The sequence below is a fragment of the Enterobacter sp. MGH 16 genome (assembly GCF_000493175.1).
Classification (GTDB): domain Bacteria; phylum Pseudomonadota; class Gammaproteobacteria; order Enterobacterales; family Enterobacteriaceae; genus Enterobacter; species Enterobacter roggenkampii.
Map to the genome: position 1 here is coordinate 243,093 of NZ_KI535695.1, position 25,479 is coordinate 268,571.

The following is a 25,479-nucleotide window of genomic DNA, read 5'->3' on the forward strand; positions in this document are numbered from 1 at the left end:
CAGTTAATATTCACCCGCTAAATATTTAGCAGCGTGTCTATTAAGGAAAAATAATGACTATAAAAAAATCAGCGCTGGCGGCAACGATTGGCGCGGCAGTGGCATTAACGACCTTCGCTTCTCAGGCGGAAATCACCGTTCTTAAGCAGGATCCTCAGGCGGGTAACCCGCTGAGCCGCCTGAACTTCACCGTTGGCGGCAGCATTCGTCCTCAGTTCCAGAACATGACCGGCGACGACGGGAAAAACAGTTACAAGCGTAACGGCTTTGACGGCGGCACCCGCTTCCGTTTCGCGGCAGATTACTACCTGTTTGATGACATCAGCTGGATCAGCTACTACGAGCTGGGTGTGAATATTCCTGCGCAGTTTAACTGGGATCACCACTACGCCGAAGGCGCACACGACACCACGCGTCGTATGCTCTATACCGGTCTGAAGAGCGACACCTGGGGTACGCTGACCTTCGGTCAACAGAACAGCGTTTACTATGATGTGGTTGGCGCGAAAACCGATATCTGGGACTACGACATGATCGGTCAGGCACCGGGTAACGGGATCAACGGCGATTACGACGGCTCTTACCGTTCACGCCAGATGCTGAAATATAAGAAAACCGTGGGCGATGCGGACATTTATGCATCCTACCTGTTTGAAGACAGCGAATACCTGCCGGGCAACGGCCTGCGCTACAAGCGTAAAGGCGGCGGCTCGCTGGGCCTGGATTACCACCTGACTACCGACCTGACCTGGGGCGCCGCGTGGAACTACACCCGCGCCGACATGCGTAACCCGGACAACGGCGACAGCAAAACCTACGACCAGAACATTCTCGGTACCGCGCTGAGCTGGACCCCGGACAACTGGACCTTCTCCGCAGGCGGCGGCTGGTACCAGAACTTCCTGACCACCAAAAAAGTGTCTGTTAACGACTACTTTGCGGGCGACGCGTGGGGTATTGAGTACTTCGCAGGGTACAAGTTCCCAGTCGGTCAGTACGCGGTGAAATCCATCCAGCCTTACTTCATGGGTGATCGCATTGAGTACGTGAACGGCCGTAACTACCAGCGCATCGACAACGGCGTGGGGATCAGCTTCCAGCTGGATTACGGTTTCCGCGTGGATTACGAACACGTGTTCACCTCCAGCACCGACAACCTGGGCGACATGAACCTGGTGCGTCTGCGTTACGACTTCTAAGCCGTCTGTTCCCCGGTGGCGCTGCGCTTACCGGGGCCACAACAGTACGCGTAGGCCGGGTAAGGCGTAGCCGCCACCCGGCTTTATTTTTCAGCGATCAAGCCACTCAGCAATTTCTTCGTACGTCCCGCGATACACAATCTTTTCCGCCTTTTTCTCCAGCTGATAGCCGTACATCGGGTCGTAATAGTCGTTCAGGAGCGGTACAAGCCAGCTGAAGTGCGCGTCAGTGCGGCCAGAGCGTTGCTGTTCCAGCAGCGCGGAGTCTAACAGCGCGGTAAATTCCGCAAAGCGCTGCAGCCCAAGACGGCGGCGTATGGCGAACAGGCCGTGATGCAGGTACTCGCTGTATTCTTTCCAGCCCGCTTCCTCGCCGTAGGCGGCAGAAAAGTCCGCCCACATATGGTCGAAATACTCTTCGCGCAGGCGCTCAAGACGAATGTCAAACGGATCCTCGACCACGACGATAGGGGCTTCAACCATGCGGTCGCGCAGGCAGGCCGGCAGGTGGTTGGAGCCAATCATCCGGCCCTCATCTTCCAGTACCCAGCGCGCGGCGTCTTTTTTCAATAGCTCAACCGCAAGGTGATTTTCAAAGCTGGCCTGAGAAAGCTGCGGCGTGAGCGTGCGGCCAAATGACGAGCCGCGATGGTGCGCCAGCCCTTCCAGATCGATACCCTGCGCGTGCTGCTTCACCAGCAGGGTTTTACCGTTCCCAGTACAGCCGCCGATAAGCACCATCGGCTTTTGCGACTGCTCGATGGTCACCTGAATCGCCGTCTGGCGCAGGGCCTTATAGCCGCCGCGGATCAGCGGGTAGTCGATACCCGCCTCTTTCAGCCAGGCCTGCGAGATATGCGAGCGCTGGCCGCCGCGCGCGCAGCAGAGAAAGCCCTCAGGATGGGCAAGGCTGGCTTCGCGCCAGGCGTTGATGCGGGCGTCACGCGTGTCGCCGCTCACCAGGCGATGGCCGAGCGCCAGCGCGGCGTCCGGTCCCTGACGTTTATAACAGGTGCCGACGGCGGCGCGCTCGTCATCGTTCATTAAAGGCAGGTTGACTGCCGCTGGCATCGCGCCCTGGGCAAATTCGATCGGCGCGCGAACGTCGATTAAAGGGGTATCGGACGCGAGGATCGCGCGATAGTCCGTTCCATCGTTCATGGTTATTCCAGAAGAAAGCTAAGCAGCAATGGGCGGGAATTGTACGCCGGGGAAAGAGGAGGTCAACTCCCCGGCGGAGGGAGAACTATTTAAGCTTAGATTGTGCCCAGACAATACCGCTCGCGTATTCCGGCGGCAGGAGCGGGATCATGGCTTCCAGCGTGGCGCTCAGACGGCCCGTGTCGCTGTCGTTCAGGTTCAGGTGGCCGACTTTACGACCCTCGCGGACCTCTTTGTCATACCAGTGCAGATGCACCAGCGGCAGCTTCAGCCAGTCGTAGTTCAGATCGGTCCCGATCAGGTTGATCATCACCGACGGGCTGTTCACCACCGGCTGCGGCAGCGGCAGGTCGGTAATGGCGCGCAGGTGCAGCTCGAACTGGCTGATGGAGGCGCCGTTTTGCGTCCAGTGGCCGCTGTTGTGCACGCGCGGCGCAAGTTCATTGATCAGCAGACCGGACGGGGTGATAAAGCACTCCATCGCCATGACGCCGACATAACCGAGTTCGTGCATGATGGCAGAGAGCATCTCTTCCGCCTGCGCCTGCTGGTCGGCATTGGCGTGCGGGAAGGTGACGCTGGTGCGCAGAATGCCGTCCTGATGCAGGTTATGCGTCAGCGGATAAAACACCGTGCGGCCGTCATGCCCGCGCGCGCCAACCAGCGAGACTTCACCGCTGAAGTTAATGCCCTGCTCAACGATGCACTCGCCGTAGCAGTCATCCGGCAGCTCGGCGGTGTCGCCTGCGCGCAGGCGCCACTGGCCGCGGCCGTCGTAGCCACCCACGCGGCGCTTCACGATCGCCAGTTCGCCCAGCATGGCGAAGACGTCGTTCCACTCGCTTTTATCAGACAGGAGCTGCCACGGCGCGGTCGCGAGGCCGAGCTTGTCGAACAGCTGCTTTTGCGTCAGGCGGTCGGCAACGATCGGGAACACGTCGCGGTTAACGAAGGCGTTATGACGCGCCAGCTCGCGGGTCAGAGCGGTCTCCGGCCAGCGTTCAATCTCGGCGGTGATCACGCTCTGGTGGAATGGGACGGCTTCCGGCTCGGCGTCCAGCCCGACGGGCCAGACGGCAATACCCAGCGGCTCACCGGCCTGACGCAGCATGCGGCCTAACTGGCCGTTACCAAGGACGCAAACCTGCTTCATGCCGCACCCCGCGGGTCCGGGTTGTCCAGCACTTCGTCGGTCTGGGCTTTACGCCACGCTGCCAGACGCTCATGTAAGTCTTTATCGTGCGTCGCCAGGATCTGCGCGGCCAGCAGGGCGGCGTTTGCGGCACCCGCTTTGCCAATCGCCAGCGTGCCGACAGGAATACCGCGCGGCATCTGAACGATGGAGTAGAGGCTGTCCACACCGCTTAACGCGGCGCTCTGAACCGGTACGCCCAGAACCGGCACCAGGGTTTTGGCGGCAATCATGCCCGGCAGATGTGCTGCGCCGCCCGCACCGGCGATGATCACCTCATAACCGTTCTCTTCGGCGCTTTCGGCGAAGCTGAACAGTTTGTCCGGCGTACGGTGTGCAGAGACCACTTCAACGTGGTGCGGAACATTCAGGATGTCAAAGATTTCGGCGGCGAACTGCATGGTAGCCCAGTCGCTTTTGGACCCCATCACGATGGCGACACGCGCCGGATTATTGCGGGAAGACATGCGTCTTAAAACTCCTGTGGTGCGAAACACACTGCTTTCGAGGGCACAGAGAATAGCATGTTATACGGGCAAGGAAAACGGTTGCGCGGTTAAATCTTGAGCCGTTGTTGCCATCAGTTCATAACAAAACAGACCGCATTCTGGCGGTCTGTTTTCGTCGAGGGGCAATCATTATTTCGTCAGTTCTGCGGTCATATACACGCGATTGTCGACCTTCGCGCTGGTGATTTTATAAGACGCACCCTGTTCAGCAGCCTGTGCAGCGATTTTCGCTTCTGCGCGGTCAAGGGTAGAGGCGGTTGCGCTCACGCTCTGCGCGAAAGAACCGAAAGAAACCAGGGAGAGAGCCGCAACTGCAACGAAAGTTTTGATGGATTTCATGGTCGTATTCCTTAAGTGTTTTGTCTGGGATAGGGCGTGTTGCCCTGATGTGATAAATAATAGGCCGACCACGGGCGGATTAAAATCGAAACAATTTGCCGATATTGTTCAAAAAAATAGAATGATGTGGAGGAGGTTAAAACGGAAACGCGATCAGCTCCACGCCCTCAGGCGTGACTTTGACCATGGAACCTTCGGTGTGCCAGGCACCCAATACCACGCGGTGTGCGGGCTGGCCGTTGGCGATGAGGGAATGCACGTCAGGACGATGGGTATGACCGTGGATCAGCCACTGAACGTCATGCTTTTCCATCACCCGCACGACCGCCTGCGGATTGACGTCCATGATGGTCATGGATTTGCTGCTGTTGGCGGCTTTACTGCCTGCGCGCATTCTGGCGGCGATGCGGTTGCGGATAAAGAGCGGCAGGGCAAGGAACACCTTCTGGATCCACGGGGTGTGGACTTTGGCGCGAAACGCCAGGTAGCCGGTATCGTCGGTGCAGAGCGTGTCGCCGTGCATGATCAGGACCTTGCGGCCGTAGAGGTCGAGCACCTGTTCTTCCGGCAGCAGCGTCATGCCGCTTTCACGGGCGTAGCGCTTGCCGACCAGGAAATCACGGTTGCCGTGAATGAAGTAGCAGGGGACGCCGGAATCGACCAGCGCGTGAATGGCGGCGGCCATTTCACGGTGCAGCGGGTTAGGGTCGTCGTCGCCAATCCAGGCTTCAAAGAGGTCGCCCAGGATGTACAGCGCATCGGCGTTTTTCGCTTCACCGCGTAAAAAACGCAGAAAACCGGCGGTTATCGCCGGTTCTTCTGTTTGCAGATGAAGATCCGCAATAAAGAGTGTCGCCACCAATTACTCGCTGACGGTCACGCTGGTAATCACAACGTCTTCTTTTGGAACGTCCTGGTGCATACCGCTGCGGCCAGTAGAGACGGCTTTGATCTTGTCAACCACGTCCATACCTTCAACCACTTCTGCGAATACGCAGTAGCCCCAACCCTGCAGGCTTTCGCCGGAGAAGTTCAGGAAGTCGTTGTCCGCCACGTTAATGAAGAACTGCGCGGTCGCAGAGTGAGGCGCCTGAGTACGTGCCATCGCCAGCGTGCCGCGGGTGTTTTTCAGGCCGTTGTTCGCTTCGTTCTTGATCGGCTCTTTAGTGGCTTTCTGGTTCATGCCAGGTTCGAAACCGCCGCCCTGGATCATGAAACCGTTGATCACGCGGTGGAAAATGGTGTTGTTGTAGAAACCTTCGCGGCAGTAGTCCAGGAAGTTTTTAACTGTTTCAGGCGCTTTGTCATCAAAGGTTTTGATTACGATATCGCCATGATTAGTGTGGAAAGTAACCATTTTTGCATCCTGTTCCGTTATTGTGGTACGTCGACCCGCCTTCGGGTCATCTATAGGGGCTTGTTATAGCATAACCACAGGATGCGATCACCTTGCATTGTGTGCTGCTTCGGGTTTGAATTACGGGTAGAATAGCCGGTTTTCAACCACACACGTGTTTACATGGAATCTTCGATGTTAAAAATCTTTAATACAATGACGCGCCAAAAAGAGGAATTTAAACCTATCCATGCCGGGGAAGTCGGCATGTACGTGTGTGGTATTACGGTTTACGATCTCTGTCACATTGGCCATGGCCGTACCTTTGTCGCCTTCGACGTGGTGTCACGCTACCTGCGTTTTCTGGGGTACAAGCTGAAATATGTGCGCAACATCACCGACATCGACGATAAGATCATCAAGCGCGCGAATGAAAACGGCGAAAGCTTTGTCGCGCTGGTGGATCGCATGATCGCTGAGATGCACAAAGACTTCGACGCCCTGAATATTCTGCGTCCGGACAGCGAGCCGCGCGCGACCCACCATATTCACGAAATCATCGACATCACCGAGAAGCTGATCGCCCGCGGTCATGCGTATGTTGCCGACAACGGCGACGTGATGTTCTCCGTGCCGACGGACCCAACCTACGGTGCGCTTTCCCGTCAGGATCTGGACCAGCTCCAGGCCGGTGCCCGCGTTGATGTGGTTGACGTGAAGCGTAACCCGATGGACTTCGTGCTGTGGAAGATGTCCAAAGAGGGTGAACCAAGCTGGCCATCCCCGTGGGGCGACGGCCGTCCGGGCTGGCACATTGAATGTTCCGCGATGAACTGCAAACAGCTGGGCAAGCACTTCGACATTCACGGCGGCGGTTCAGACCTGATGTTCCCTCACCACGAAAACGAAATCGCGCAGTCCACCTGCGCCCACGGCGGCGAGTACGTGAACTACTGGATGCACTCCGGGATGGTAATGGTTGACCGCGAGAAGATGTCGAAATCGCTGGGTAACTTCTTTACCGTGCGCGACGTGCTGAAGTATTACGACGCGGAAACCGTGCGCTACTTCCTGATGTCTGGCCACTATCGCAGCCAGCTGAACTACAGCGAAGAGAACCTGAAGCAGGCGCGCTCGGCGCTGGAGCGTCTTTACACCGCGCTGCGCGGAACCGACAAGTCTGTTCCGGCGGCAGGCGGCGAAGCGTTCGAAGCACGCTTCGTTGAGGTGATGAACGACGACTTCAACACCCCGGAAGCCTACTCCGTGCTATTCGACATGGCGCGCGAAGTGAACCGCCTGAAGTCCGAGGATATGGCGGCCGCGAATGCGCTGGCGTCCCATCTGCGTAAGCTCTCTGCCGTGCTCGGCCTGCTGGAGCAGGAGCCGGACGCGTTCCTGCAGAGCGGTGCGCAGGCGGACGACGGTGAAGTGGCGGAGATTGAAGCGTTGATCAAGGCGCGTCTGGAAGCGCGTCAGGCGAAGGACTGGGCGGCGGCCGATGCGGCGCGTAACCGTCTGACCGAGATGGGCATCATTCTGGAAGACGGCCCGCAGGGAACGACCTGGCGCCGTAAGTAAGTCTGTAACGCCCGGTGACGCTTACGCTTACCGGGCCTACGGGCAAAAGTAGGCCGGGTAAGGCGCAGCCGCCACCCGGCTTTTTTTTACCTTCTTTTCCACCACAGCAACCCCATCAGCACCACACCCGGCAGCCACACCCACAGCAGTTCTGAAATAATCACCTGATGCCCGTACGGCGTGGTATAGCGTGAGAGCGCAAACGGCGCGACCTTGATCACCTGCCACGGCGCAAAGAAGCGTTCATCTGACCACGGCCACAGCCAGCCGACGCCTTTCCCGCCTGTGGTAATCGAATCCAGCAGGCTGTGCGACAGCAGTGACACGGTTAAAAACAGCCAGCATCGCGTCAGGCTGGTCCTGAACCATCGTCGTCCAGTCAGTACGCAAAGTATCGGCACCACGAAGGCAAACAGCAGGGAGTGGGTAAAGCCCCGATGGCCGAAAACGTTGCCGTACGCGACGCCGAACTTGAACGCCAGCACGTCGGCGTCCGGCAGCATGGCGAGGACAATACCGGCAAACAGCAGGCGGGGTGGGATAACTTTTGTCCCCAGGCCTAAGCCCAGGCAAAGCGGAACAGCAGCGTGTGTAATGACGGTAGGCATTGTGATTATCCATGGCAAATCATGGAAATATAGCAGTCATTCCGCGCTAAAAAACCTGTGCGAAATTCTGATTTTACGCCGACTCGCGTGCGATAAGCTGCCCGGAAAGCGTAATGCGCTGGGTTTGCAGCGTCGGCTCCTTCAGCGTGCGAATAATCAGCCCGGCCGCCTGACGCCCCGTCTCTTCGCTGGCGGACGAGACGTAGGTAAACGAGGGTGAGGTGAGGTTAACGTGGAGCATATCTTCGAAACCGACCAGGGCGACCTGCTGCGTCAGAAACACATCTTTACCCACCGTACGCCCGACCTGATGAATACCGGAGATGGAGCCGATCATGGCATCCGGCGAGTGGCAGAGCAGGGCGGTGATGGTATTGTTTTTTTCCAGCAGCTGGCGGGTGGCAAAACCCGCTGCCAGCGTGTCATCGCTGCAGGCCGGCGAGTATTCATCGCGCCAGACCAGCCCGTTTTGCGCCATCGCGCTGCGAAAGCCGAGCAGGCGCTGCTCGCGGATAAGGCAGCCTTCGCGTCCGCCAATGTAGGCGATATTACGATGACCGCGCTCGATAAGATAACGCACCGCCAGACTGGCCGCCTGTCGGTTATCGCGCATCACCAGATTGCATTTTTCATCCAGCAGCGACTGCGAGACCACCACCAGCGGCAGCGGGCAGTGGCGAATTTTTTCCGGGAGGGTGGCGGTGCGGGTATCCGAGGCCAGATAGATCACCCCGGCGACGCCCTGCTGCTTAAACGACAGCAGGCAGCGCTCAAGCTGGTCATGGTCGTTCTGGGGCTGACCGAGAAAAACCATATATCCCTGTTTTTCAAGATCCTGAACGATGCTCGCCATCACCTTGATGGAGAAGCTGTCGCTAAAGTCACGGAGGATCAGGCCAATCAGGTTGGAGGTATTGGCGCGAAGGTTGGCAGCGGCAACGTTATGAACATAGCCCAGGGTATTGATGGCAGCGTTGACCTTCTCGATCGTTGCCTCTGAGATTTTCCCTTTCTGGCGCAGCACCAGCGAGACGGTGGAAACCGACACGCCCGCATGCTTCGCGACATCAATAATGCTGACTTTCTTCAAAACCGCTCCCTGAAATTTACCGATTATCAGCCAGATAAAACACGTCTCCCAGCGTACAGGAGACGTGTCGTTCAGGCATCTTATTATTTGCCGATCATGGTGGACATGGTCTGGGCGATAAACTGTGCTCTGGCACCGAAAATCACCTGAATACCGTTGTCGCCGACAAACACTACGCCGCGCGCGCCGAGTCCGTTCAGGCCGTCTTTATCCACCGCGTCGCTTTTTGCCACTTCCAGACGCAGGCGAGTGATACAGGCGCCGACGGAGTCGATGTTATGCGCGCCACCCAGCAGGGTGATGATCTCGGTCGCGAGCTCGGAATCCGATTTCTCATCCGCGTTGGCGGTTACTTCGGTGCGGCCCGGCGTTTTCACGTCGAAACGACGGATCACAAAGCGGAACGTGAAGTAATAAATCAGGCCCATTGGAATGCCGATGATAATGGCGCTCAGGAAGTGGGTCTGGTAGCCGTTAAACGACGGCAGGATCCCGAATGACAGATAGTCGATAAAGCCTGCAGAGAACGACTTGGCGATATGCGCATGCAGCAGGTACATGGTCATGTAGGCCAGACCCGCCATGATGGCGTTAAAGACGTACAGAATCGGCGCCACGAAGATAAAGGTAAACTCAACCGGTTCGGTAATCCCCGTCAGGAAGCAGGTCAGCGCCGCGGAGAACAGAATACCGGCCGCGATTTTCTTATTCTTCGTATGGGCTTCGTGATACATCGCCAGGCACGCCGCAGGCAGCGCGAACAGCATCAGCGGGAATTCCCCCTGCATGAACTTACCGGCGTTCTGGTAGGTGTCGCTGCTGAAGGATTTCACCCCTTCTTCCAGCATCTTGAACCAGATGGTCTGGTCGCCGTGGATCACCTGGCCTGCCTGGGTGGTGTAATCCCCAAACGAATACCAGAACGACGGATACCAGATATGGTGCAGACCGAGCGGGATCAGCGCGCGCTCCACCAGACCGAAGATAAAGGTCGAGGCCGCCTGATTATCGCCGTTAACGATCACGGAGAGGGCGTCGATACCGGCCTGGATATGCTGCCACACGTACGGCAGCAGCAGCCCCATCAGGAACGAGAGGAACGCCGTTGCAATCGCCACGAAGCGCTTGCCGGAGAAGAAGCCCAGGAATTCCGGAAGCTGCATGGTGTGGAAGCGGTTATAGCACCAGGCCGCGAGAATACCGCAGATCAGGCCGCCGAAGACGCCCATCTGCAGCGTCGGAATGCCCACCACCATGGCGTATTTCCCGCCCTGGGAGGCCATTTCCGGCGTGATGCTCAGCACGGTGCTGATGGTGATATTGGTGACAAACACCGACACCGCCGCAGACAGCGCCGCAATGCCGGATTCTGACGCCAGGCCCACGGCAGAGCCAATGGCAAACAGCATCGGCAGGTTATCAAAGATAACCCCGCCCGCGTTCATCATCAGCGGCAGATGGAACTTATCGCCGAAGGCCAGCAGCAGGCCCGCAGCGGGAAGCAGTGAAATTGGCAGCATTAAGGCGCGACCAATCATCGATAACTTAGACAGCGATTTAACAAACCCTGATATCAGACTCATGCTGATTTCCCCCGAGTAGCGCTTTTTTTGGCGCTGTTATTGTAAGTAGAACGTTTTAGTAGAACGTTCTACTTATCGTGGGCAAAGCGTGAAAAACGCGCAACTGAATTTTCACTTTTCAACAGACGAAATACTGATTATTTGAAGTGGATCGATAAATAACCGTGATGGGTGTGAGGGGATAGAGATAGAAATTGCCGGGTGGCGGCTTCGCCTTACCCGGCCTACAAACGGAGACAGTACGTAGGCCCGGTAAGCGCAGCGCCACCGGGCATCAAACGGCTTACGCCGTCACGGTCACGCTCTGGCCTTCAAAGCTCACGGTCTGGCCCGCGACAATCTTGCAGCGCTTGCGGGTTTCCACCGCACCGTCCACTTTGACAAGCCCGTCGGCAATGGCAATTTTCGCCTGCGCGCCGCTTTCGCTCCAGCCTTCCAGCTTGAGCAGATCGCACAGCTCAACGTGCGGGTGTTTGCCTAATGAAAATGTGGCCATCTTACGCGTCCTCTACGTCGTGATATTCTTCGCACGCCTGCAGGGTATTCTGAATCAGCGTTGCGACGGTCATCGGGCCTACGCCGCCCGGTACGGGGGTAATGTAAGAGGCGCGCGCGGCGGCATCTTCATACACCACGTCGCCGACCACTTTGCCGTTTTCCAGACGGTTAATCCCGACGTCCACGACAATTGCGCCCTCTTTAATCCATTCACCTGGAATAAAGCCCGGCTTACCGACCGCGACGATCAGCAGATCGGCGTTCTCAACGTGGTGACGCAGGTTTTTGGTGAAGCGGTGGGTAACGGTGGTGGTGCAGCCTGCCAGCAGCAGCTCCATGCTCATCGGGCGGCCCACGATGTTGGACGCGCCGATGACCACGGCGTTCAGGCCGTAAGTATCGATGTTATAACGCTCCAGCAGCGTCACGATACCGCGCGGCGTGCACGGACGCAGGCGCGGCGCGCGCTGGCACAGGCGGCCAACGTTGTAAGGATGGAAGCCGTCCACGTCTTTATCCGGTGCGATACGCTCCAGCACCTTCACGTTGTCGATACCGGCGGGCAGCGGCAGCTGAACCAGAATACCGTCGATCTCTTTATCGGCGTTCAGAGTGTCAATAAGTTCCAGCAGTTCTGCTTCGCTGGTGGTTTCCGGCAAATCGTAAGAGCGGGAGACGAACCCCACCTCTTCACACGCTTTGCGCTTGCTGCCGACATAAATCTGCGATGCCGGGTTACTGCCAACCAGCACAACGGCCAGCCCGGGGGCGCGTTTTCCGGCCGCTTTACGCGCCTTCACTTTTTCCGCGACCTCAGAGCGCACCTGCTGCGCAATCGTTTTACCGTCAATAATCTTTGCTGCCATCAGAGAGAAGATTCCGTCTGTAACGTTCGAAAGGGGGGATGCGTGTATTTTGTCAGAAGCGAGCCCCGCTGTCAGTCACCCTTTGCGCGTTTTTATCCGCAAGACGCAAAAACCCTTCTTAAGGGATGGTCATTTTCTTAGGCGGGATTAGGATGTGACCTGGTAAAATGGCAGCGTTTTGACATATTTAAAAATCACCTCCTGAGCTACTTTGTCTCCTCCGAAATAAGCTTTCAATTACTCAATTGAACGTATTTCTTATTCCCGATTTTTCGCGGGAAGGGTTATTTACATTTTAAAGGAATAGACATGAAACTCAGCAACATTGCTTCTACTGTTATTGCAACTTTGGCCCTGGTTGCGGGTGCCGCAAATGCAGCGGATCCTGCTGCGCCGGTTTCCGTAAATGGCGGTACCGTACATTTTAAAGGTGAGCTGGTTAATGCGGCTTGTTCAGTAAATACTGATTCTTCCGAGCAGACCGTTAATCTGGGTCAGTATCGTACCGCGAAATTCACCAAAGTGGGCGACACCACCTCTAATATTCCGTTCAACATTGAACTGAACGATTGCGATCCGCTGGTGGCCAAAACTGCCGCTGTTGCGTTCACCGGTCAGATCGACCCAACCGACAAAACCCTGCTGGCCGTCACCTCCGGCAGCAACGACAACACCGCGAAAGGCGTGGGTATCGAGATCCTCGACAGCAAATCCAGCGTTCTGACGCCAGACGGTGCGACCTTCTCTGCTGCGCAGACGCTGATCGAAGGGACGAACACCCTGAAGTTCACCGCGCGTTATAAATCCACGGCTGCGACTACCGAGCCAGGCCAGGCGAACGCTGACGCCACCTTCGTTATGAAATACGAATAATTCCTCCGCACAGGGATGTTCAGGCCTCAGGGACGAGGCCCGTCATACGCTATTGCCAGGAACAAAGGATGACAAGGACAGGAACACTACTGCTGTTAACCCTTGCGATGGCTTGCCCGGCATCGGCGCATACCGTGGTGATCGAAGGTGGCAAGGTTCATCTCAGAGGTGAACTGGTGAACGGCGGCTGCGCCGTGGCGCCCGACAGCCAGAATATGCGCATCGATATGGGGCAGTACCGAACCAATTCATTTTCCGGCGTGGGCAGTTTTTCCACGGTGAATGTGCCTTTCACCGTACGGCTGCTGGACTGCAGCGTTGATGTTTCGCGCACCGTGGGGATCCAGTTTCAGGGGGCCACACCCGCAGAAGATCCTCAGGTCTTTCTGGCGACATCGCGACCAGGTGAAACGCCTGTCAGCAGCGGCGTTGGGCTGGCGCTCTTTGACGAGCAGCAGCGTCAGATTATCCCAAATGCCACGGCCGTCAGCTGGCTGCCGATCGATACCCGCGAGCTGGCGTTCCATTTTAGCGCCCGCTATCGGGCTATTTCCGAACACCTCGAGCCAGGCAAAATTCAGTCGGATGTCTGGTTTACGTTGATTTATCCATAACACCTGCGAACACATTATTAAAGGTACGGTTGTGATGAATACCCTAATTAAACCAGGACTTTTTTTATCGTTTATTTTAATGATGGTTTCTGCCTGCGCGAATGCATCCGGCGGTATTGCGCTGGGAGCCACCCGCGTTATTTACCCGGCGGACGCGAAGCAAACGTCGCTGGCGATCACCAACAGCAATAAACAGGAACGCTATTTAATTAACGCGTGGATCGAAAATGCGAACGGGCAAAAAGAAAAAACGTTTGCCGTCACGCCGCCCCTGTTTGTTAGCGAGCCGGACAGTGAAAACACGCTGCGCATTATTTACGCCGGGCCTGCGCTGCCTGCCGACCGTGAATCGCTGTTTTATATGAACGTGAAAGCGATCCCGTCAGTGAACAAAGCCAAAACGGAAAACAATAACGTGCTGCAGCTGGCTATCCTCTCGCGCATCAAGCTGTTTGTGCGCCCGAACAACCTGGCGATGCAGCCGGAAGAGGCGCTTTCCCAGCTGCGGTTTGAGCGCGCGGGTAACCATCTCAAAGTCAGCAACGCGTCTCCGTATTACATCACCCTCGTCAATCTGAAGCTGGGCGGGAAGACGCTGGATAACCTGATGGTGGCGCCGAAAAGCGCGGCACAGCAGGTGCTGCCAGCCGGTGCCGGCGGCACGCTCTCCTGGCAGAGCGTGAATGACTACGGTGCCATCACGCCGGCGCGTAGCGTCAACCTGTGAGCAGAGTCAGGGCGATGAAAAACCATCAGGGACGTTACTGCCCGGTTGCACTGGCGCTGATGGCTGCGCTCTGGCCGCAGGCTGGCTGGAGCGAAAGCTATTTCAACCCGGCCTTCCTGTCCGACGACACCGCCAGCGTGGCGGATTTGTCGCGTTTTGAACAAGGACACCAGCAGGCACCCGGCGTTTATCGCGTGGATATCTGGCGTAACGATGAATTTATCGGGACTCAGGACGTGCGTTTTGAGCAGGCGGAGAACACGCCGCCGGTGGCGGGCGGGCTATCGCCGTGTATTACGCGCGCGATGCTGGACCGCTTTGGCGTCAACGTTGCGGCGTTTCCCGAGCTGGCTCAGGTCCAGGGTGAGGCCTGCGTCCCGTTGACCACGGCCATTCCCGGCAGCGAAACGGTATTCAACTTTGCCTCACAGCGCCTGAACGTCAGCCTGCCGCAGGTGGCATTGCAGAACAGCGCCCGGGGCTACATTCCGCCGGAACAGTGGGATGAAGGCATTCCCGCCGCGCTGCTGAACTACAGCTTTACGGGCAACCGGGGCAGCGAAGACGACAGCTATTACCTCAACCTGCAGAGCGGGCTGAACTATGGCGCCTGGCGCCTGCGCAACAACGGCGCATGGCGATACACGCAGACCAACGGGCAGCGGCACAGCGAGTGGCAGAATATTGGCACCTGGGCGCAGCGCACCGTGATCCCGCTGAAAAGCGAACTGGTCCTGGGCGACAGCAATACCGGTAATGACGTCTTCGACAGCATGGGGTTCCGCGGCGGACGGCTCTTCTCGTCTGACAGCATGTATCCGGACAGCCTGCAGGGCTACGCGCCCACCGTACGCGGGATCGCCCGGACGCCCGCCAAAGTGGTGGTGCGTCAGAATGGCTACGTGATCTATCAAAGCTATGTGCAGCCGGGCGCATTTGCGATTACCGATCTCAACCCCACCTCCTCAAGCGGTGACCTGGAAGTGACGGTAGAAGAGAAAGACGGTACCCAGCAGCGCTATACCGTGCCGTACTCCACCGTGCCGCTTCTGCAGCGTGAAGGGCGCTGGAAGTATGACCTCGTCGCGGGGGATTACCGCAGCGGTAACAGCGATCAGGATACGCCGTTCTTCACCCAGGGCACCCTGATTACCGGGCTTGCCAACGGCTTTACGCTCTACGGCGGAACGCAGCTGGCGTCACGCTATACCGCGGTCGCCGTCGGGGCCGGAAAAAACCTGGGCGACTGGGGCGCGGTTTCGCTCGATATCACCCACGCCCGCAGCCAGCTCGCGGACGACAGCAAGCATGAAGGACAGTCCCTGCGCTTCCTCTATGCGAAATCCCTTAACGGCTTTGGCACCAACTTCCAGCTGCTGGGCTACCGTTACTCCACAAAAGGGTTTTACACCCTGGACGATGTGGCATGGCGCTCAATGGAAGGCTATCAGTATGCCGACAGCCAGGACGATAACGATGTGCCGGACGTGCAGAGCTATCACAACCTGACGTGGAATAAAAAAGGCCGCTTCCAGCTTAACGTTTCTCAGTCGCTGGGGGATTACGGCTCGGTCTATATCTCCGGCAGCGAGCAGACCTACTGGGGTACCGACGAGTCGAACCTCTGGTACCAGCTGGGGTATGCGGGGGGCATGAAGGGGATCAACTACTCCGTTTCGTGGTCGTGGAACAAATCCGTCGGGATCGACGGCACCGACCGGATCGCGTCGTTTAACGTCTCCGTGCCGTTCAGTATCTTTACCCGTCAGGGCTATCGCCGGGACAGCGCGATTGACCGTGCCTACGCCACGGCATCCGCCAGCCGGAACAGCGATGGCGACACAAGCTGGCAAACCGGCGTCAGCGGCACGCTGCTGGAGGACCGCAACCTGAACTACAGCGTGACGCAGGGACACACCAGCACCAACGGGTCAAGCGGAAGCGCCAGCGCCAACTGGCAGGCGACCTACGGCACGTTGGGCGTGGGCTACAACTACAGCGACGATCAACACGATCTCAACTGGCAGCTCTCCGGCGGGGTCGTCGGTCATGCCGACGGCGTGACCTTCAGCCAGCCGCTGGGCGACACCAACGTGCTGATCAAAGCGCCGGGGGCATCCGGCGTCAGCGTGGAAAACCAGACCGGCGTGAGAACCGACTGGCGAGGCTATGCGGTGATGCCGTATGCCACCGTCTACCGCTACAACCGCGTGGCGCTGGATACCAACACCATGAGCAACAACACCGACATCGAAAACAACGTGAGCAGCGTGGTGCCGACCAAAGGCGCGCTGGTGCGCGCCAGCTTTGATACTCGCATTGGCGTGCGCGCCCTGCTGACGGTAACGCGCGGCAACCAGCCCGTGCCGTTTGGCGCGGTGGTCCGCGAAACGCAAAGCGGGGTCACCAGCATGGTGGGGGATGACGGGCAAATTTACCTGAGCGGGCTGCCGCTGGAGGGCGAGCTGCTGATCCAGTGGGGCGACGGGGCGCAGTCTCAGTGTCGCGCGCCTTACAGCTTGCCTGAAAAGAGCCTGCAACAGGCAATCACAATGAAGGGGATTCGCTGTGAATAAAACCCACATCTTAGGCTTGTCGCTTCTGGCGCTACTGCCTGCGGCAAACGCATTCGCCACCGTGTGCGTCAATGAAAAAGGCGTGCCGACGGAGGTGCATTACGACCTGACGGACAAATTCAATAGCTCGAATAACCAGATTGGACAGGTCGTGACGCTCAGCGAGAAGTCGCAGTGGGTAGGGGTCAATGCCGTCTGCCCGAAGGGCACGGTCGGGAATACCACCAAGCGTAGCTATGTGACCGATTATCAGGTTACGGGAACGAGCGATGGCTATCAGTATCTGAAGCTGAACGACTATCTGGACGGAGCCATGAAAATCACGGACAGCTATGCTGGCGTGTTTTATCCGCCAAAAAACTATATCCAGATGGGGAGCCATCCTAACGTCTCCAAAAACAGACCGTTTGGCGTTCAGGACTCCAGCCTTGTCTTCCGCCTTAAGGTAACCCGACGTTTTATTAATATGGTCGTGATCCCGCGCGCCACCATGTTCCGCGTTTACGTCACCACCACCTCCTCGGATCCGCTCACCACGCCGGTCTATACCATCAGCTACAGCGGTACCATTCAGGTGCCGCAAAGCTGCGCTATCAACGCCGGGAACGTGGTGGAGTTTGATTTCGGCGACATTGGTGCCTCCTTGTTCAGCAAGGCTGGCGTAGGTAACAAACCGGAGGGCGTCTCATCGCAAAGCAAAACCATTGCGATCAAATGCACCAACGTCGAGGCGAACGCCATGCTGACGATGCGCGTAGAGGCGGAGAAAGTCTCTGATAATGTGCTGGTGTCGGATAACCCGGACGTCGGGTTCATCATTGCCAACGAGAGCGGTGCGCCGCTAACGCCTAACAACCTGACAAGCAAAATTCCGTTCCGCCTCGACGACAGCGCGCAGGCAAAGGTGGGGATCCGCGTCTGGCCGGTGAGCGTGACGGGCAACAAGCCAGCGGAAGGGCGTTTCACCTCGCGCGGGTATTTGCGCGTGGATTACGACTAAGGAGCCGATATGCGAAACGGGATCCGTTTTCTCACCGTGGCGCTCTTTGCGCTTTGCACACAGGCTCAGGCGGACACCGCGTTGGGTGAAATTAACATTCGGCTCTACGGCAATATTGTCGATTTTACCTGCGTTGTGGAAGGCAGCGACAGCGACAAGACCGTCACGCTGGGCACCTGGCCCACGAAACAGCTCAGCACCACCGGGAGCCGCACGCAGCCCATGCCGTTTACGCTGAAGCTGACTGGCTGTCCGCCAGGCGCCGCGTCGATTACGTTTTCGGGCAAAGCCGACGGGAGCAATAACGGTTTGCTGGCGCTGAACGACGCCAGTACAGCGAGCCGTGTCGCGGTAGAGATCAGGGATGCGGATAAAACGCGTCTGGCTCTCCAGCAGGCCAGCCAGCCGGTCTCGGTTGATGCGCAGGGGAATGCAACATTGTCGTTTTATGCCAATTATATTGCCACTGCAGATAACCCTCAGCCCGGACGAGCCGATGCGGATGCCACCTTTATGATTAACTATAATTAGCACTGACCGCACTCCCTGCAGCTCAGATAAGCTGCAGGGAGTGAATTCAGGTTAAAGCAGCTCGTGCGCTTTGGCGTAATCAATTAATTCCACGATGCTTTGCACGCCCAGCTTGGAATAAATATTGGATTTATGCGCGCTAATGGTTTTGTTGCTTAATAGTAGCTGTTCAGCAATTTCCTTATTGGATAATCCATTCGCCAGATAGCGTAATACCGTGACCTCGCGATTTGATAATGGCATATCGACTGCCATCCCTTTCCCTGAACCCAAATGGTTTATAAAGTTCAGCGTTTCCGATGGGAAAAAGGAATAGCCCATCAGGATCATTTCTACGGCGTTGTAGATCTCACCCAAATCTTTTCGTTTACTGACGAAGCCATTTGCCCCGGCGCGAATGGCGCGACCTGCGTAAAATAACTCTGATTTAGATGAGAGGAACAGAACCTTAATGTCTTTGTTTAAGTTTCTGATTCTCTTAAGTAAAGCGAAAGCATCCGTGCCCGTGAGTTCAATGTCAAGGATCACCAGATCGATAGGGTGATTACGGATACAGTCAAGGACTTCATGGCTATCGCCAGACTTGAGCTTGACTGTGATATTCTTATTTTTCTGTAGCAGGACTTCTATCGACATTCTGACGATAGGATGTTCGTCCATAATGATAACGGATGCCGGTTTCATTTTTAATGCCTCAGATTGTTAAAAGCGTTATGCAGAGTTTGGTAAAACTCTCGAAATGCCGGAAGGATATAATGTGCAGATCCCTATACCGTAGTATTTCCCTGGAAAGAGCGAAAGCATCCTTGTTTACGTAATGAAAAGAACTATGCCTCAGCGCGGTCATCTCATTTGGCTGGTGTTGGCAAAAAGGTTTTTCTTATTCAGATTTGGTACGCTTCTTATTATACAGGGTAAGTTTTTTCCGAAAACCCTGTAAATTAATCACAGGATATTGGTTTGTATTATCTTCTGGATCTGAATCGCTATTTTTTTAAATTTAGCGGAAATATCCTGTTATCCCATTTACCGCATATTTTCATCTTTATGTAATAACAAAAAATAACAGATATCTCTGTATGTTGATCAATTGTTAACAAAAATACGCATCATTTTGGGGGACTCGCCCGGTCTGATGAGGTGAACAATTGCCCTCGCAGGCCGTCAGACCTTCATCTGAAAGGGTGAAGGTTGACCTTCAGCTCCGCAACTCCTGCACAGGAGAACATGCTATCTGCTTCGCTTTTCACTCCAGGGCGCAGTCGCTAAGCTGCTTGTTTTTACATCATTATCATCTTGTTAACGCTGTCTGCATTCACTTAACGGATGGAGGAAAGTGCTGCCGTTCGTTCAATTTGTGGCATATCACAAGGTTCTCGCCCATAAATTAGGAATAGTTATAATTTCGACTTTATTGTTAAAAATTAACATTTTTGAAACGCGAATGGTAAGTAAATTCTTAAAGCGCTTTAGGAAATAAGGGGTTAGGACGTGAGTGAAAACGTGCAGTCTGAGAGGTTATTAAGAAGATGCAACAATTCCTGTCGATGACTCAGCCCCAGCTTCACCAGGATGCAGCTAAGACGATAGATAATGCGGCTATACGGACGATTCTGCATAAGGGCAATCTGACGTAACGTCTTGCCCCGGGAAAGTTCCTGCAGGATCGGCCATTCATTGCGGTTGAACCAGTCTTTGTCGGAGCCCTGTGGCGGGCGGGCATCCAGCAGGCTGTGCTGGAGTGCCGCGGCGTTCAGCTGGCGCTCGAGCACATGAAAGGGACCTGCCGCTTTGCAGAAAAGGCGGGTGTCGTAATTATCGGCCCGGACTAACAGCCAGGGCGTCAGGAACGGAGGAAACAGGCTATGCCTTCTCAACTGATCCAGTTTCTCCAGAAGCCCCGTTGACCGGCTTTCAATATCCACGACCAGACGGGCGGAGGGCCATTGCGTCTGTGCGACAAGGGCGTCGTCCAGCGTGGCGAAATCGCAGCAGCTGCTCAGGGGAAACTGCCCGTTGAGAAAACCGGTGCGCAGGAAATGATCCTCAGTCACCAGGAGAATAAACGGGGCGTCTGTTTTGCGGGGCTGGCTGATGGACTGGCTCAAAAATTCGAGCCGGTCGAAAAAGGGGGGAGCAAAAGGTGAGCGCGTAAATCCCAGTGCATCACTTCCTGTACGCCGCCGCCGGTAACGGCGCACTGTCATTCGCATGGCCTCCCTCCTGGAAATGGCGTTTTAATCCTCCGGCCATGTCCAGGACGGCCAGTAATATCCCTGGCCGAAGTCTGCGCCTGCCTGCAGTGCCCAGGTACGATCGCGTTCAGTCTCAATACCTTCGATAAGCACTTTCCCGGCAAGCTGAAAGCAAAGGGAAACCAGTTGCCTCAGCGCAGGGGTGTCGCGTAAACGCCAGAATGCTTCCTTATCTATTTTGATGCCGCTTAACGGAAGTCGACAGGATAAAAACGACTGCACTAAGACATCATCAATGTCATCCAGCCAGATAGCGTGCCCCTGTCTGCTCAGCTGCTGCAGATTCTGAACCACGCGCTGCTTCTGCGCGACGGACAGCGCCAAAAAAGCCGCAAGGTCGACAAACTCAATATTGAGCGGCACGTAGGGGAGTCTGATGAGCCGCTGGAAGGACGCAGGCTCTGTCAGGACGGTTATCGGCAGATTAATAAAAAGGTTATGACCGTGCGGCGTATTTTTTAACGCAGCAAGCTGCGCCTCAAGCAGCGTTAGCGACCAGCCAGCGGACCGATCGCAAAAAAAATCCTCACTGTGCCGCGTATCGGCCAGGACGCTAAGGACCTCGACGCCAACCTGACGCAAAGAGGCGAGGGCGACGATAGGCTCAAGCTTAATGCCGACGATGTCCTGAGAGAGGTACTGTAACCGGGGGGGCGTATCGATCAGGTTTTGCGCTGTCACTCCATTGTCCTGTTGTCTGTCAGCCTCCAGGCGGCCGGGATACTTGGCTCTAGTGTGACGAGCTGACGTTCAGGAAAACAGCAGGCGTTACTTAAATGCAACTAAGCCTTTTCGCAGCGCTAAATTTTACGGTAAAACAGGGAGGAATGTTGAGAAAATAGCCGTATTTACAATCGGCTAGCGGTAATTGGCCCTGAAAACGGAAAAGGCATTGACTCACCTGCCATTGACCGTATAATTCTTCGCGTTTCACCGCCGCGAAGTACACGCTTCTCAGTGCGCCCTTAGCTCAGTTGGATAGAGCAACGGCCTTCTAAGCCGTAGGTCGTAGGTTCGAATCCTACAGGGCGTGCCATTTCATTTCATAGAGTTACGCCTCACTCACATCCTCCTGATTTCCGTTGTGGGACATATTTGGGACATCGACCCTAAAATTTATCGGTCATGAAGGACATTTATGTGGTATCTACTCGCAATTTCGCTTGCCGCACTTTCCCTTAATAAAAGCCTGGCTTACCTGCTGCTGGGATTAACGGCATTTCTCGGCTGGAAACAGAGCATTCTTGACGCCCCGGCGCTGCTGGTTATTGCGTCAATCGTTATTGGCTGGTCTGTTGTTGAATGGCTACGTAATAAGGATGATAAATATACTTATCTGATTGAAGGCCTGTGTGTGATCATCGCCGTTGCCCTGGTTATGCATGTGCTCCCGGGCTTCCATAATCCCAAAGTGCTGGATGCTGTCGTCGTTGGTCCGCAAAGCATACCGTTCAGTATGTACTTTAATATGGACAAGGCGGTGGTGCCGTTCTTTTTAATTACGTGCATGCCAACGCTATTCGTAGCAAAACCCCTCTATAAAATGGGCAAGCTCGGCTGGGTAATATTGGTACTTGCGGTACCCGCGCTGTTACTTCTGGCTGTGGCGTTGGGCGGGCTGAGAATTGAGCCACATGCGCCAGAATGGTTCGCGCAATTTGCCCTTGCGAATATTTTCTTCGTCTCTTTGGCCGAGGAAGCCCTGTTCAGAGGCTACCTGCAGCAGCGCTTGTCCCGGATCGTTCATCCTGTTGTCGCGTTGTTGATGGCCTCAGTCCTCTTTGGGCTGATGCATTATAGCGGCGGTTTACTGCTGATTATTTTTGCCAGCCTCTCCGGCATTATTTACGGCCTGGCGTGGATGTGGAGCGGCAGGCTCTGGGTTGCAACGTTATTCCATTTTGGGCTGAACTGCGTGCATTTATTGTTCTTCACCTATCCTGTGTATGCCCCTCATGCGGCTATGTGATGCTTTTTAAATGAGTAGCCTAATAAATTTAGCTACCTCCGGATAAGCATAAAAAGCCCCCGCAATATCGGGGCTTTTTTATATCTGCCGGGCGCGAATAACAGTTTTACCTTCGCGCTATAATGAATAGAAGGCTAATGAATTTCGTTGTTGGCAGGCTTAAGGTTTTCTTAATCTAGAAATTATCTCGCATTAAAATTTGGATTTTTATTATTACAAAATCGGCTAAAAAGAAATTTTACACTTTTACGCGTAAACTGGATTGATACTAATTATCATTAGCGTTGTTGTATGCTTTAATCCTGTCCCACAAAGCTATGAGTGGTTACTCCCGTTGGTCTATTAAGGATATGTTCATGAATTCTCGCCTGCTGTCCTGCTTCTCGCTTGCCTTGTTGTCATCATCCCTTTTCCTTTCCACACAGTCGGTTGCCGCCGATAACAACGACGGTATCGTTATTTATAACGCGCAGCATGAAAACCTGGTGAAGTCGTGGGTTGACGGTTTTACCAAAGAAACCGGGATTAAAGTCACTTTGCGTAATGGTGATGACAGCGAGCTGGGTAACCAGCTGGTGCAGGAAGGCAGCGCATCGCCGGCAGACGTGTTCCTGACGGAAAACTCGCCGTCCATGGTGCTGGTGGATAACGCCAACCTGTTTGCCCCGCTGGATTCAGACACCCTGAAGCAGGTACCGGCAGAGTATCGTCCGGCGCATGGCCGCTGGATCGGCATTGCTTCCCGCAGCACGGTGTTCGTCTATAACCCGGCGAAACTGAGCGAACAGCAGCTGCCTAAATCGCTGATGGATCTGGCGAAACCCGAGTGGAAAGGCCGCTGGGCGGCATCACCGTCAGGCGCGGATTTCCAGGCCATCGTGAGCGCGATGCTGGCCCTGAAAGGCGAAAAAGCCACTCTGGAATGGCTCAAGGCGATGAAAGCCAACTTCGTTGCCTATAAAGGTAACAGCACCGTGATGAAAGCGGTCAATGCGGGTCAGATTGATGGCGGGGTGATTTATCACTACTACCGCTTTGTCGATCAGTCCAAAACCGGTGAAAACAGCAAAAACACCCAGCTCTACTACTTCAAACACCAGGACCCGGGCGCGTTCGTAAGCCTTTCTGGCGGTGGCGTGCTGGCGTCCAGCAAACACAAAGCGCAGGCGCAGGCCTTCATCAAATACATTACCGGCAAAGAAGGTCAGGAAAGTCTGCGTACCAACAACGCCTTTGAATACGCCGTGGGTGTGAACGCGGCCTCTAACCCGAAACTGGTTCCGCTGAAAGATCTTGATGCGCCGAAAGTTGAACCTTCAACGCTCAACAGTAAGAAAGTTATCGAGCTGATGACGCAAGCCGGTCTGCTGTGATCCTGAGAGTGAAGTGAACGTCTTATGTCTGGTCTGAGTCTCGACATCGGAAAAAACAGAGTGCAGGAGCCTGCCCGCAGGCGTCCTGCACTGCCGATGGTTGCGTTAGCTGTCTTGTTTTCATTACTGGCGCTTCTGCCTTTGGGTTTTATCATTGCCATTGGCATTGAGACGGGCTGGGAAACGATAAAGGCGCTGGTGTTTCGCCCGCGTGTGGCTGAGCTGCTCAGCAACACGCTGTGGCTGACGGCTTTAGCGGTTCCGCTGTGTATCGTGACGGGCGTGGCGATAGCCTGGCTCACAGAGCGCACGCAGCTTGCCGGTCGTGGAATTTGGTCCGCGCTGGCGGTCGCCCCGCTGGCGATCCCCGCGTTTGTGCAAAGTTATGCCTGGGTGAGCGTTGTTCCGTCCATGCACGGGCTCTCCGCGGGCGTGTTTCTCTCCGTTCTGGCCTACTATCCCTTTATCTACATGCCGGTTGCGGCGGTGCTGCGCCGCCTTGACCCGACGCTCGAAGATGTCGCCGCGTCGCTCGGCACCCCGCCGTGGAAGGTCTTTTTCCGCGTGGTGCTACCCCAGCTCAAGCTGGCTATCTGCGGCGGCGCGCTGCTGGTGGCGCTGCACCTGCTGGCGGAATATGGTCTGTACGTGATGATCCGCTTTGATACCTTCACCACGGCCATTTATGACCAGTTTCAGTCTACCTTCAGCGGCCCGGCAGCAAACATGCTGGCGGGCGTGCTGGCTTTGTGCTGCCTCGCTATCCTGGTGCTGGAAGGCGTGACGCGTGGAAAAGCACGCTACGCGCGCATTGGCGCCGGGGCTGCGCGCGAGCAGAAACGCTGGCCGCTGAAGCCTGCGGCTGCCGCGCTGGGGCAGCTGTTTTTCATGGTGCTGATCGTCCTGGCGCTGGGCGTGCCGTTAGCTGTTCTGTGTCGCTGGATTTGGCTCGGTGGGGTGGAAAACTGGATGAGCGCCGATCTCTGGCACTCGCTGCGCCAGACGCTGATGCTCGGCGTGGGCGGCGCGCTGCTGACGACGACGTGCGTGATCCCCATTGCGTGGCTCGGTATCCGCTACCCGCACCGTATCTTCCGGATGCTGGAAGGGTGCATCTATATCACCAGTTCGCTGCCGGGCATTGTCACGGCGCTGGCGCTGGTCACCGTCACCATTCATTACGCCCGTCCCATTTACCAGACGGAAATTACCCTGTTCCTTGCCTACCTGCTGATGTTTATGCCCCGTGCGCTCATCAACCTGCGGGCGGGGATTGCGCAGGCGCCGGTTGAGCTGGAAAACGTGGCGCGCAGCCTTGGCAGCACGCCCGCGAAGGCGCTCTGGAGCGTCACGATGCGGCTGGCCGCGCCGGGTGCGGCGGCGGGGGCCGCGCTGGTGTTCCTCGGCGTCAGCAACGAGTTGACTGCCACGCTGTTACTCTCTCCCCTGGGCACGCGCACGCTCTCTACCGGATTCTGGGCGCTGACCAGCGAAATTGACTATGTCGCCGCCGCGCCTTACGCGATGCTGATGATCCTGATTTCCCTCCCGCTGACCGCCATTCTCTATATGCAGTCGAAGAAAATTGCAGGGCTATGA

Annotated in this window: 25 protein-coding genes and 1 tRNA gene; 12 read left to right on the forward strand and 14 right to left on the reverse strand. The window is 56.0% G+C overall.

All coding sequences use genetic code 11. From position 1 onward, the window contains the following. Window positions 1-53 precede the first annotated feature (53 nt). Entirely contained in the window at window positions 54-1,199 is a 1,146-nt protein-coding gene (locus L362_RS21540) for a porin (protein WP_023343516.1), read from the forward strand. 90 nt (window positions 1,200-1,289) lie between these two features. Here the strand turns inward: L362_RS21540 and mnmH are convergent, their stop codons facing one another. The 6 genes from mnmH to ppiB form a co-directional block, all read right to left on the reverse strand. Beyond that, the gene (gene mnmH, locus L362_RS21535; protein ID WP_023343517.1) at window positions 1,290-2,360 is read right to left on the reverse strand and encodes a tRNA 2-selenouridine(34) synthase MnmH; all 1,071 of its coding nucleotides are present in this window, start codon (window positions 2,358-2,360) and stop codon (window positions 1,290-1,292) included. A gap of 85 nt (window positions 2,361-2,445) precedes the next feature. Next, window positions 2,446-3,513, reverse strand: coding sequence for a 5-(carboxyamino)imidazole ribonucleotide synthase (gene purK, locus L362_RS21530; protein ID WP_023343518.1), 1,068 nt, complete (start codon window positions 3,511-3,513; stop codon window positions 2,446-2,448). After that, the gene (purE, locus tag L362_RS21525; protein ID WP_021241611.1) at window positions 3,510-4,019 is read right to left on the reverse strand and encodes a 5-(carboxyamino)imidazole ribonucleotide mutase; all 510 of its coding nucleotides are present in this window, start codon (window positions 4,017-4,019) and stop codon (window positions 3,510-3,512) included. Before purE ends, purK begins: the two co-directional genes overlap by 4 nt. A 171-nt stretch (window positions 4,020-4,190) precedes the next feature. Continuing rightward, window positions 4,191-4,400 carry a YdgH/BhsA/McbA-like domain containing protein gene (locus tag L362_RS21520; RefSeq protein ID WP_008499325.1) on the reverse strand — a complete coding sequence of 70 codons (210 nt, stop codon included), beginning with the start codon at window positions 4,398-4,400 and terminating at the stop codon, window positions 4,191-4,193. 136 nt (window positions 4,401-4,536) lie between these two features. After that, on the reverse strand, window positions 4,537-5,259 hold the full coding sequence (gene lpxH / locus L362_RS21515) for a UDP-2,3-diacylglucosamine diphosphatase (RefSeq protein WP_023343519.1): 723 nt from the start codon (window positions 5,257-5,259) through the stop codon (window positions 4,537-4,539). Between the two features lie 3 nt (window positions 5,260-5,262). Beyond that, window positions 5,263-5,757, reverse strand: coding sequence for a peptidylprolyl isomerase B (ppiB, locus tag L362_RS21510; RefSeq protein WP_008499327.1), 495 nt, complete (start codon window positions 5,755-5,757; stop codon window positions 5,263-5,265). Between the two features lie 174 nt (window positions 5,758-5,931). On the opposite strand from ppiB, the gene cysS reads away from it, so the two are divergent. Continuing rightward, entirely contained in the window at window positions 5,932-7,317 is a 1,386-nt protein-coding gene (cysS, locus tag L362_RS21505; RefSeq protein ID WP_023293119.1) for a cysteine--tRNA ligase, read from the forward strand. 86 nt (window positions 7,318-7,403) lie between these two features. On the opposite strand, the gene L362_RS21500 is transcribed toward cysS, so the two are convergent. The 5 genes from L362_RS21500 to folD form a co-directional block, all read right to left on the reverse strand. Continuing rightward, window positions 7,404-7,925 carry a metal-dependent hydrolase gene (locus L362_RS21500; RefSeq protein ID WP_023343520.1) on the reverse strand — a complete coding sequence of 174 codons (522 nt, stop codon included), beginning with the start codon at window positions 7,923-7,925 and terminating at the stop codon, window positions 7,404-7,406. 73 nt (window positions 7,926-7,998) lie between these two features. Continuing rightward, on the reverse strand, window positions 7,999-9,015 hold the full coding sequence (gene malI, locus L362_RS21495) for a Mal regulon transcriptional regulator MalI (protein ID WP_021241606.1): 1,017 nt from the start codon (window positions 9,013-9,015) through the stop codon (window positions 7,999-8,001). An 83-nt stretch (window positions 9,016-9,098) separates the two neighbouring features. Then, entirely contained in the window at window positions 9,099-10,598 is a 1,500-nt protein-coding gene (locus L362_RS21490) for a PTS transporter subunit EIIC (protein WP_023343521.1), read from the reverse strand. 283 nt (window positions 10,599-10,881) lie between these two features. After that, window positions 10,882-11,094: a ribosome-associated protein YbcJ gene (ybcJ, locus tag L362_RS21485; protein WP_004143016.1), complete on the reverse strand. Its 213-nt coding sequence runs from the start codon at window positions 11,092-11,094 to the stop codon at window positions 10,882-10,884. 1 nt (window position 11,095) lies between these two features. Further along, window positions 11,096-11,962: a bifunctional methylenetetrahydrofolate dehydrogenase/methenyltetrahydrofolate cyclohydrolase FolD gene (gene folD / locus L362_RS21480; protein WP_008499332.1), complete on the reverse strand. Its 867-nt coding sequence runs from the start codon at window positions 11,960-11,962 to the stop codon at window positions 11,096-11,098. A gap of 309 nt (window positions 11,963-12,271) precedes the next feature. Between folD and fimA the strand changes: the two genes are divergently transcribed. From fimA to sfmF, 6 genes are all read left to right on the forward strand, one after another. After that, window positions 12,272-12,835, forward strand: coding sequence for a type 1 fimbrial major subunit FimA (gene fimA, locus L362_RS21475; RefSeq protein WP_008499333.1), 564 nt, complete (start codon window positions 12,272-12,274; stop codon window positions 12,833-12,835). 68 nt (window positions 12,836-12,903) lie between these two features. Beyond that, a complete protein-coding gene (gene fimI, locus L362_RS21470) occupies window positions 12,904-13,449 on the forward strand; it encodes a type 1 fimbrial protein subunit FimI (protein WP_008499334.1) in 546 nt (181 codons plus the stop codon). A 34-nt stretch (window positions 13,450-13,483) separates the two neighbouring features. Beyond that, entirely contained in the window at window positions 13,484-14,176 is a 693-nt protein-coding gene (gene fimC, locus L362_RS21465; RefSeq protein WP_023326827.1) for a type 1 fimbria chaperone FimC, read from the forward strand. Between the two features lie 14 nt (window positions 14,177-14,190). Then, entirely contained in the window at window positions 14,191-16,752 is a 2,562-nt protein-coding gene (locus L362_RS21460) for a fimbrial biogenesis usher protein (RefSeq protein WP_023343522.1), read from the forward strand. Further along, window positions 16,745-17,752, forward strand: coding sequence for a type 1 fimbria D-mannose specific adhesin FimH (gene fimH / locus L362_RS21455; RefSeq protein ID WP_021241603.1), 1,008 nt, complete (start codon window positions 16,745-16,747; stop codon window positions 17,750-17,752). The genes L362_RS21460 and fimH overlap by 8 nt, the downstream gene beginning before the upstream one ends. A 9-nt stretch (window positions 17,753-17,761) precedes the next feature. Beyond that, a complete protein-coding gene (sfmF, locus tag L362_RS21450; RefSeq protein WP_023343523.1) occupies window positions 17,762-18,283 on the forward strand; it encodes a fimbria assembly protein in 522 nt (173 codons plus the stop codon). 51 nt (window positions 18,284-18,334) lie between these two features. Here the strand turns inward: sfmF and fimZ are convergent, their stop codons facing one another. The 3 genes from fimZ to L362_RS21435 form a co-directional block, all read right to left on the reverse strand. Further along, entirely contained in the window at window positions 18,335-18,967 is a 633-nt protein-coding gene (gene fimZ / locus L362_RS21445; RefSeq protein ID WP_008499339.1) for a fimbria biosynthesis transcriptional regulator FimZ, read from the reverse strand. 800 nt (window positions 18,968-19,767) lie between these two features. Next, entirely contained in the window at window positions 19,768-20,496 is a 729-nt protein-coding gene (locus L362_RS21440) for a helix-turn-helix transcriptional regulator (protein WP_023326829.1), read from the reverse strand. Between the two features lie 24 nt (window positions 20,497-20,520). Beyond that, a complete protein-coding gene (locus L362_RS21435; protein ID WP_023343524.1) occupies window positions 20,521-21,219 on the reverse strand; it encodes an EAL domain-containing protein in 699 nt (232 codons plus the stop codon). Between the two features lie 278 nt (window positions 21,220-21,497). Between L362_RS21435 and L362_RS21430 the strand changes: the two genes are divergently transcribed. The 4 genes from L362_RS21430 (at window position 21,498) to L362_RS21415 (ending at window position 25,479) form a co-directional block, all read left to right on the forward strand. Further along, a tRNA-Arg gene (locus L362_RS21430) sits at window positions 21,498-21,574 on the forward strand. Window positions 21,575-21,676: 102 nt separating this feature from the next. Next, window positions 21,677-22,507 carry a CPBP family intramembrane glutamic endopeptidase gene (locus L362_RS21425; protein ID WP_023343525.1) on the forward strand — a complete coding sequence of 277 codons (831 nt, stop codon included), beginning with the start codon at window positions 21,677-21,679 and terminating at the stop codon, window positions 22,505-22,507. A gap of 356 nt (window positions 22,508-22,863) precedes the next feature. Continuing rightward, entirely contained in the window at window positions 22,864-23,880 is a 1,017-nt protein-coding gene (locus L362_RS21420) for an iron ABC transporter substrate-binding protein (RefSeq protein ID WP_023343526.1), read from the forward strand. A gap of 24 nt (window positions 23,881-23,904) precedes the next feature. After that, window positions 23,905-25,479, forward strand: coding sequence for an ABC transporter permease (locus L362_RS21415; RefSeq protein ID WP_021241598.1), 1,575 nt, complete (start codon window positions 23,905-23,907; stop codon window positions 25,477-25,479).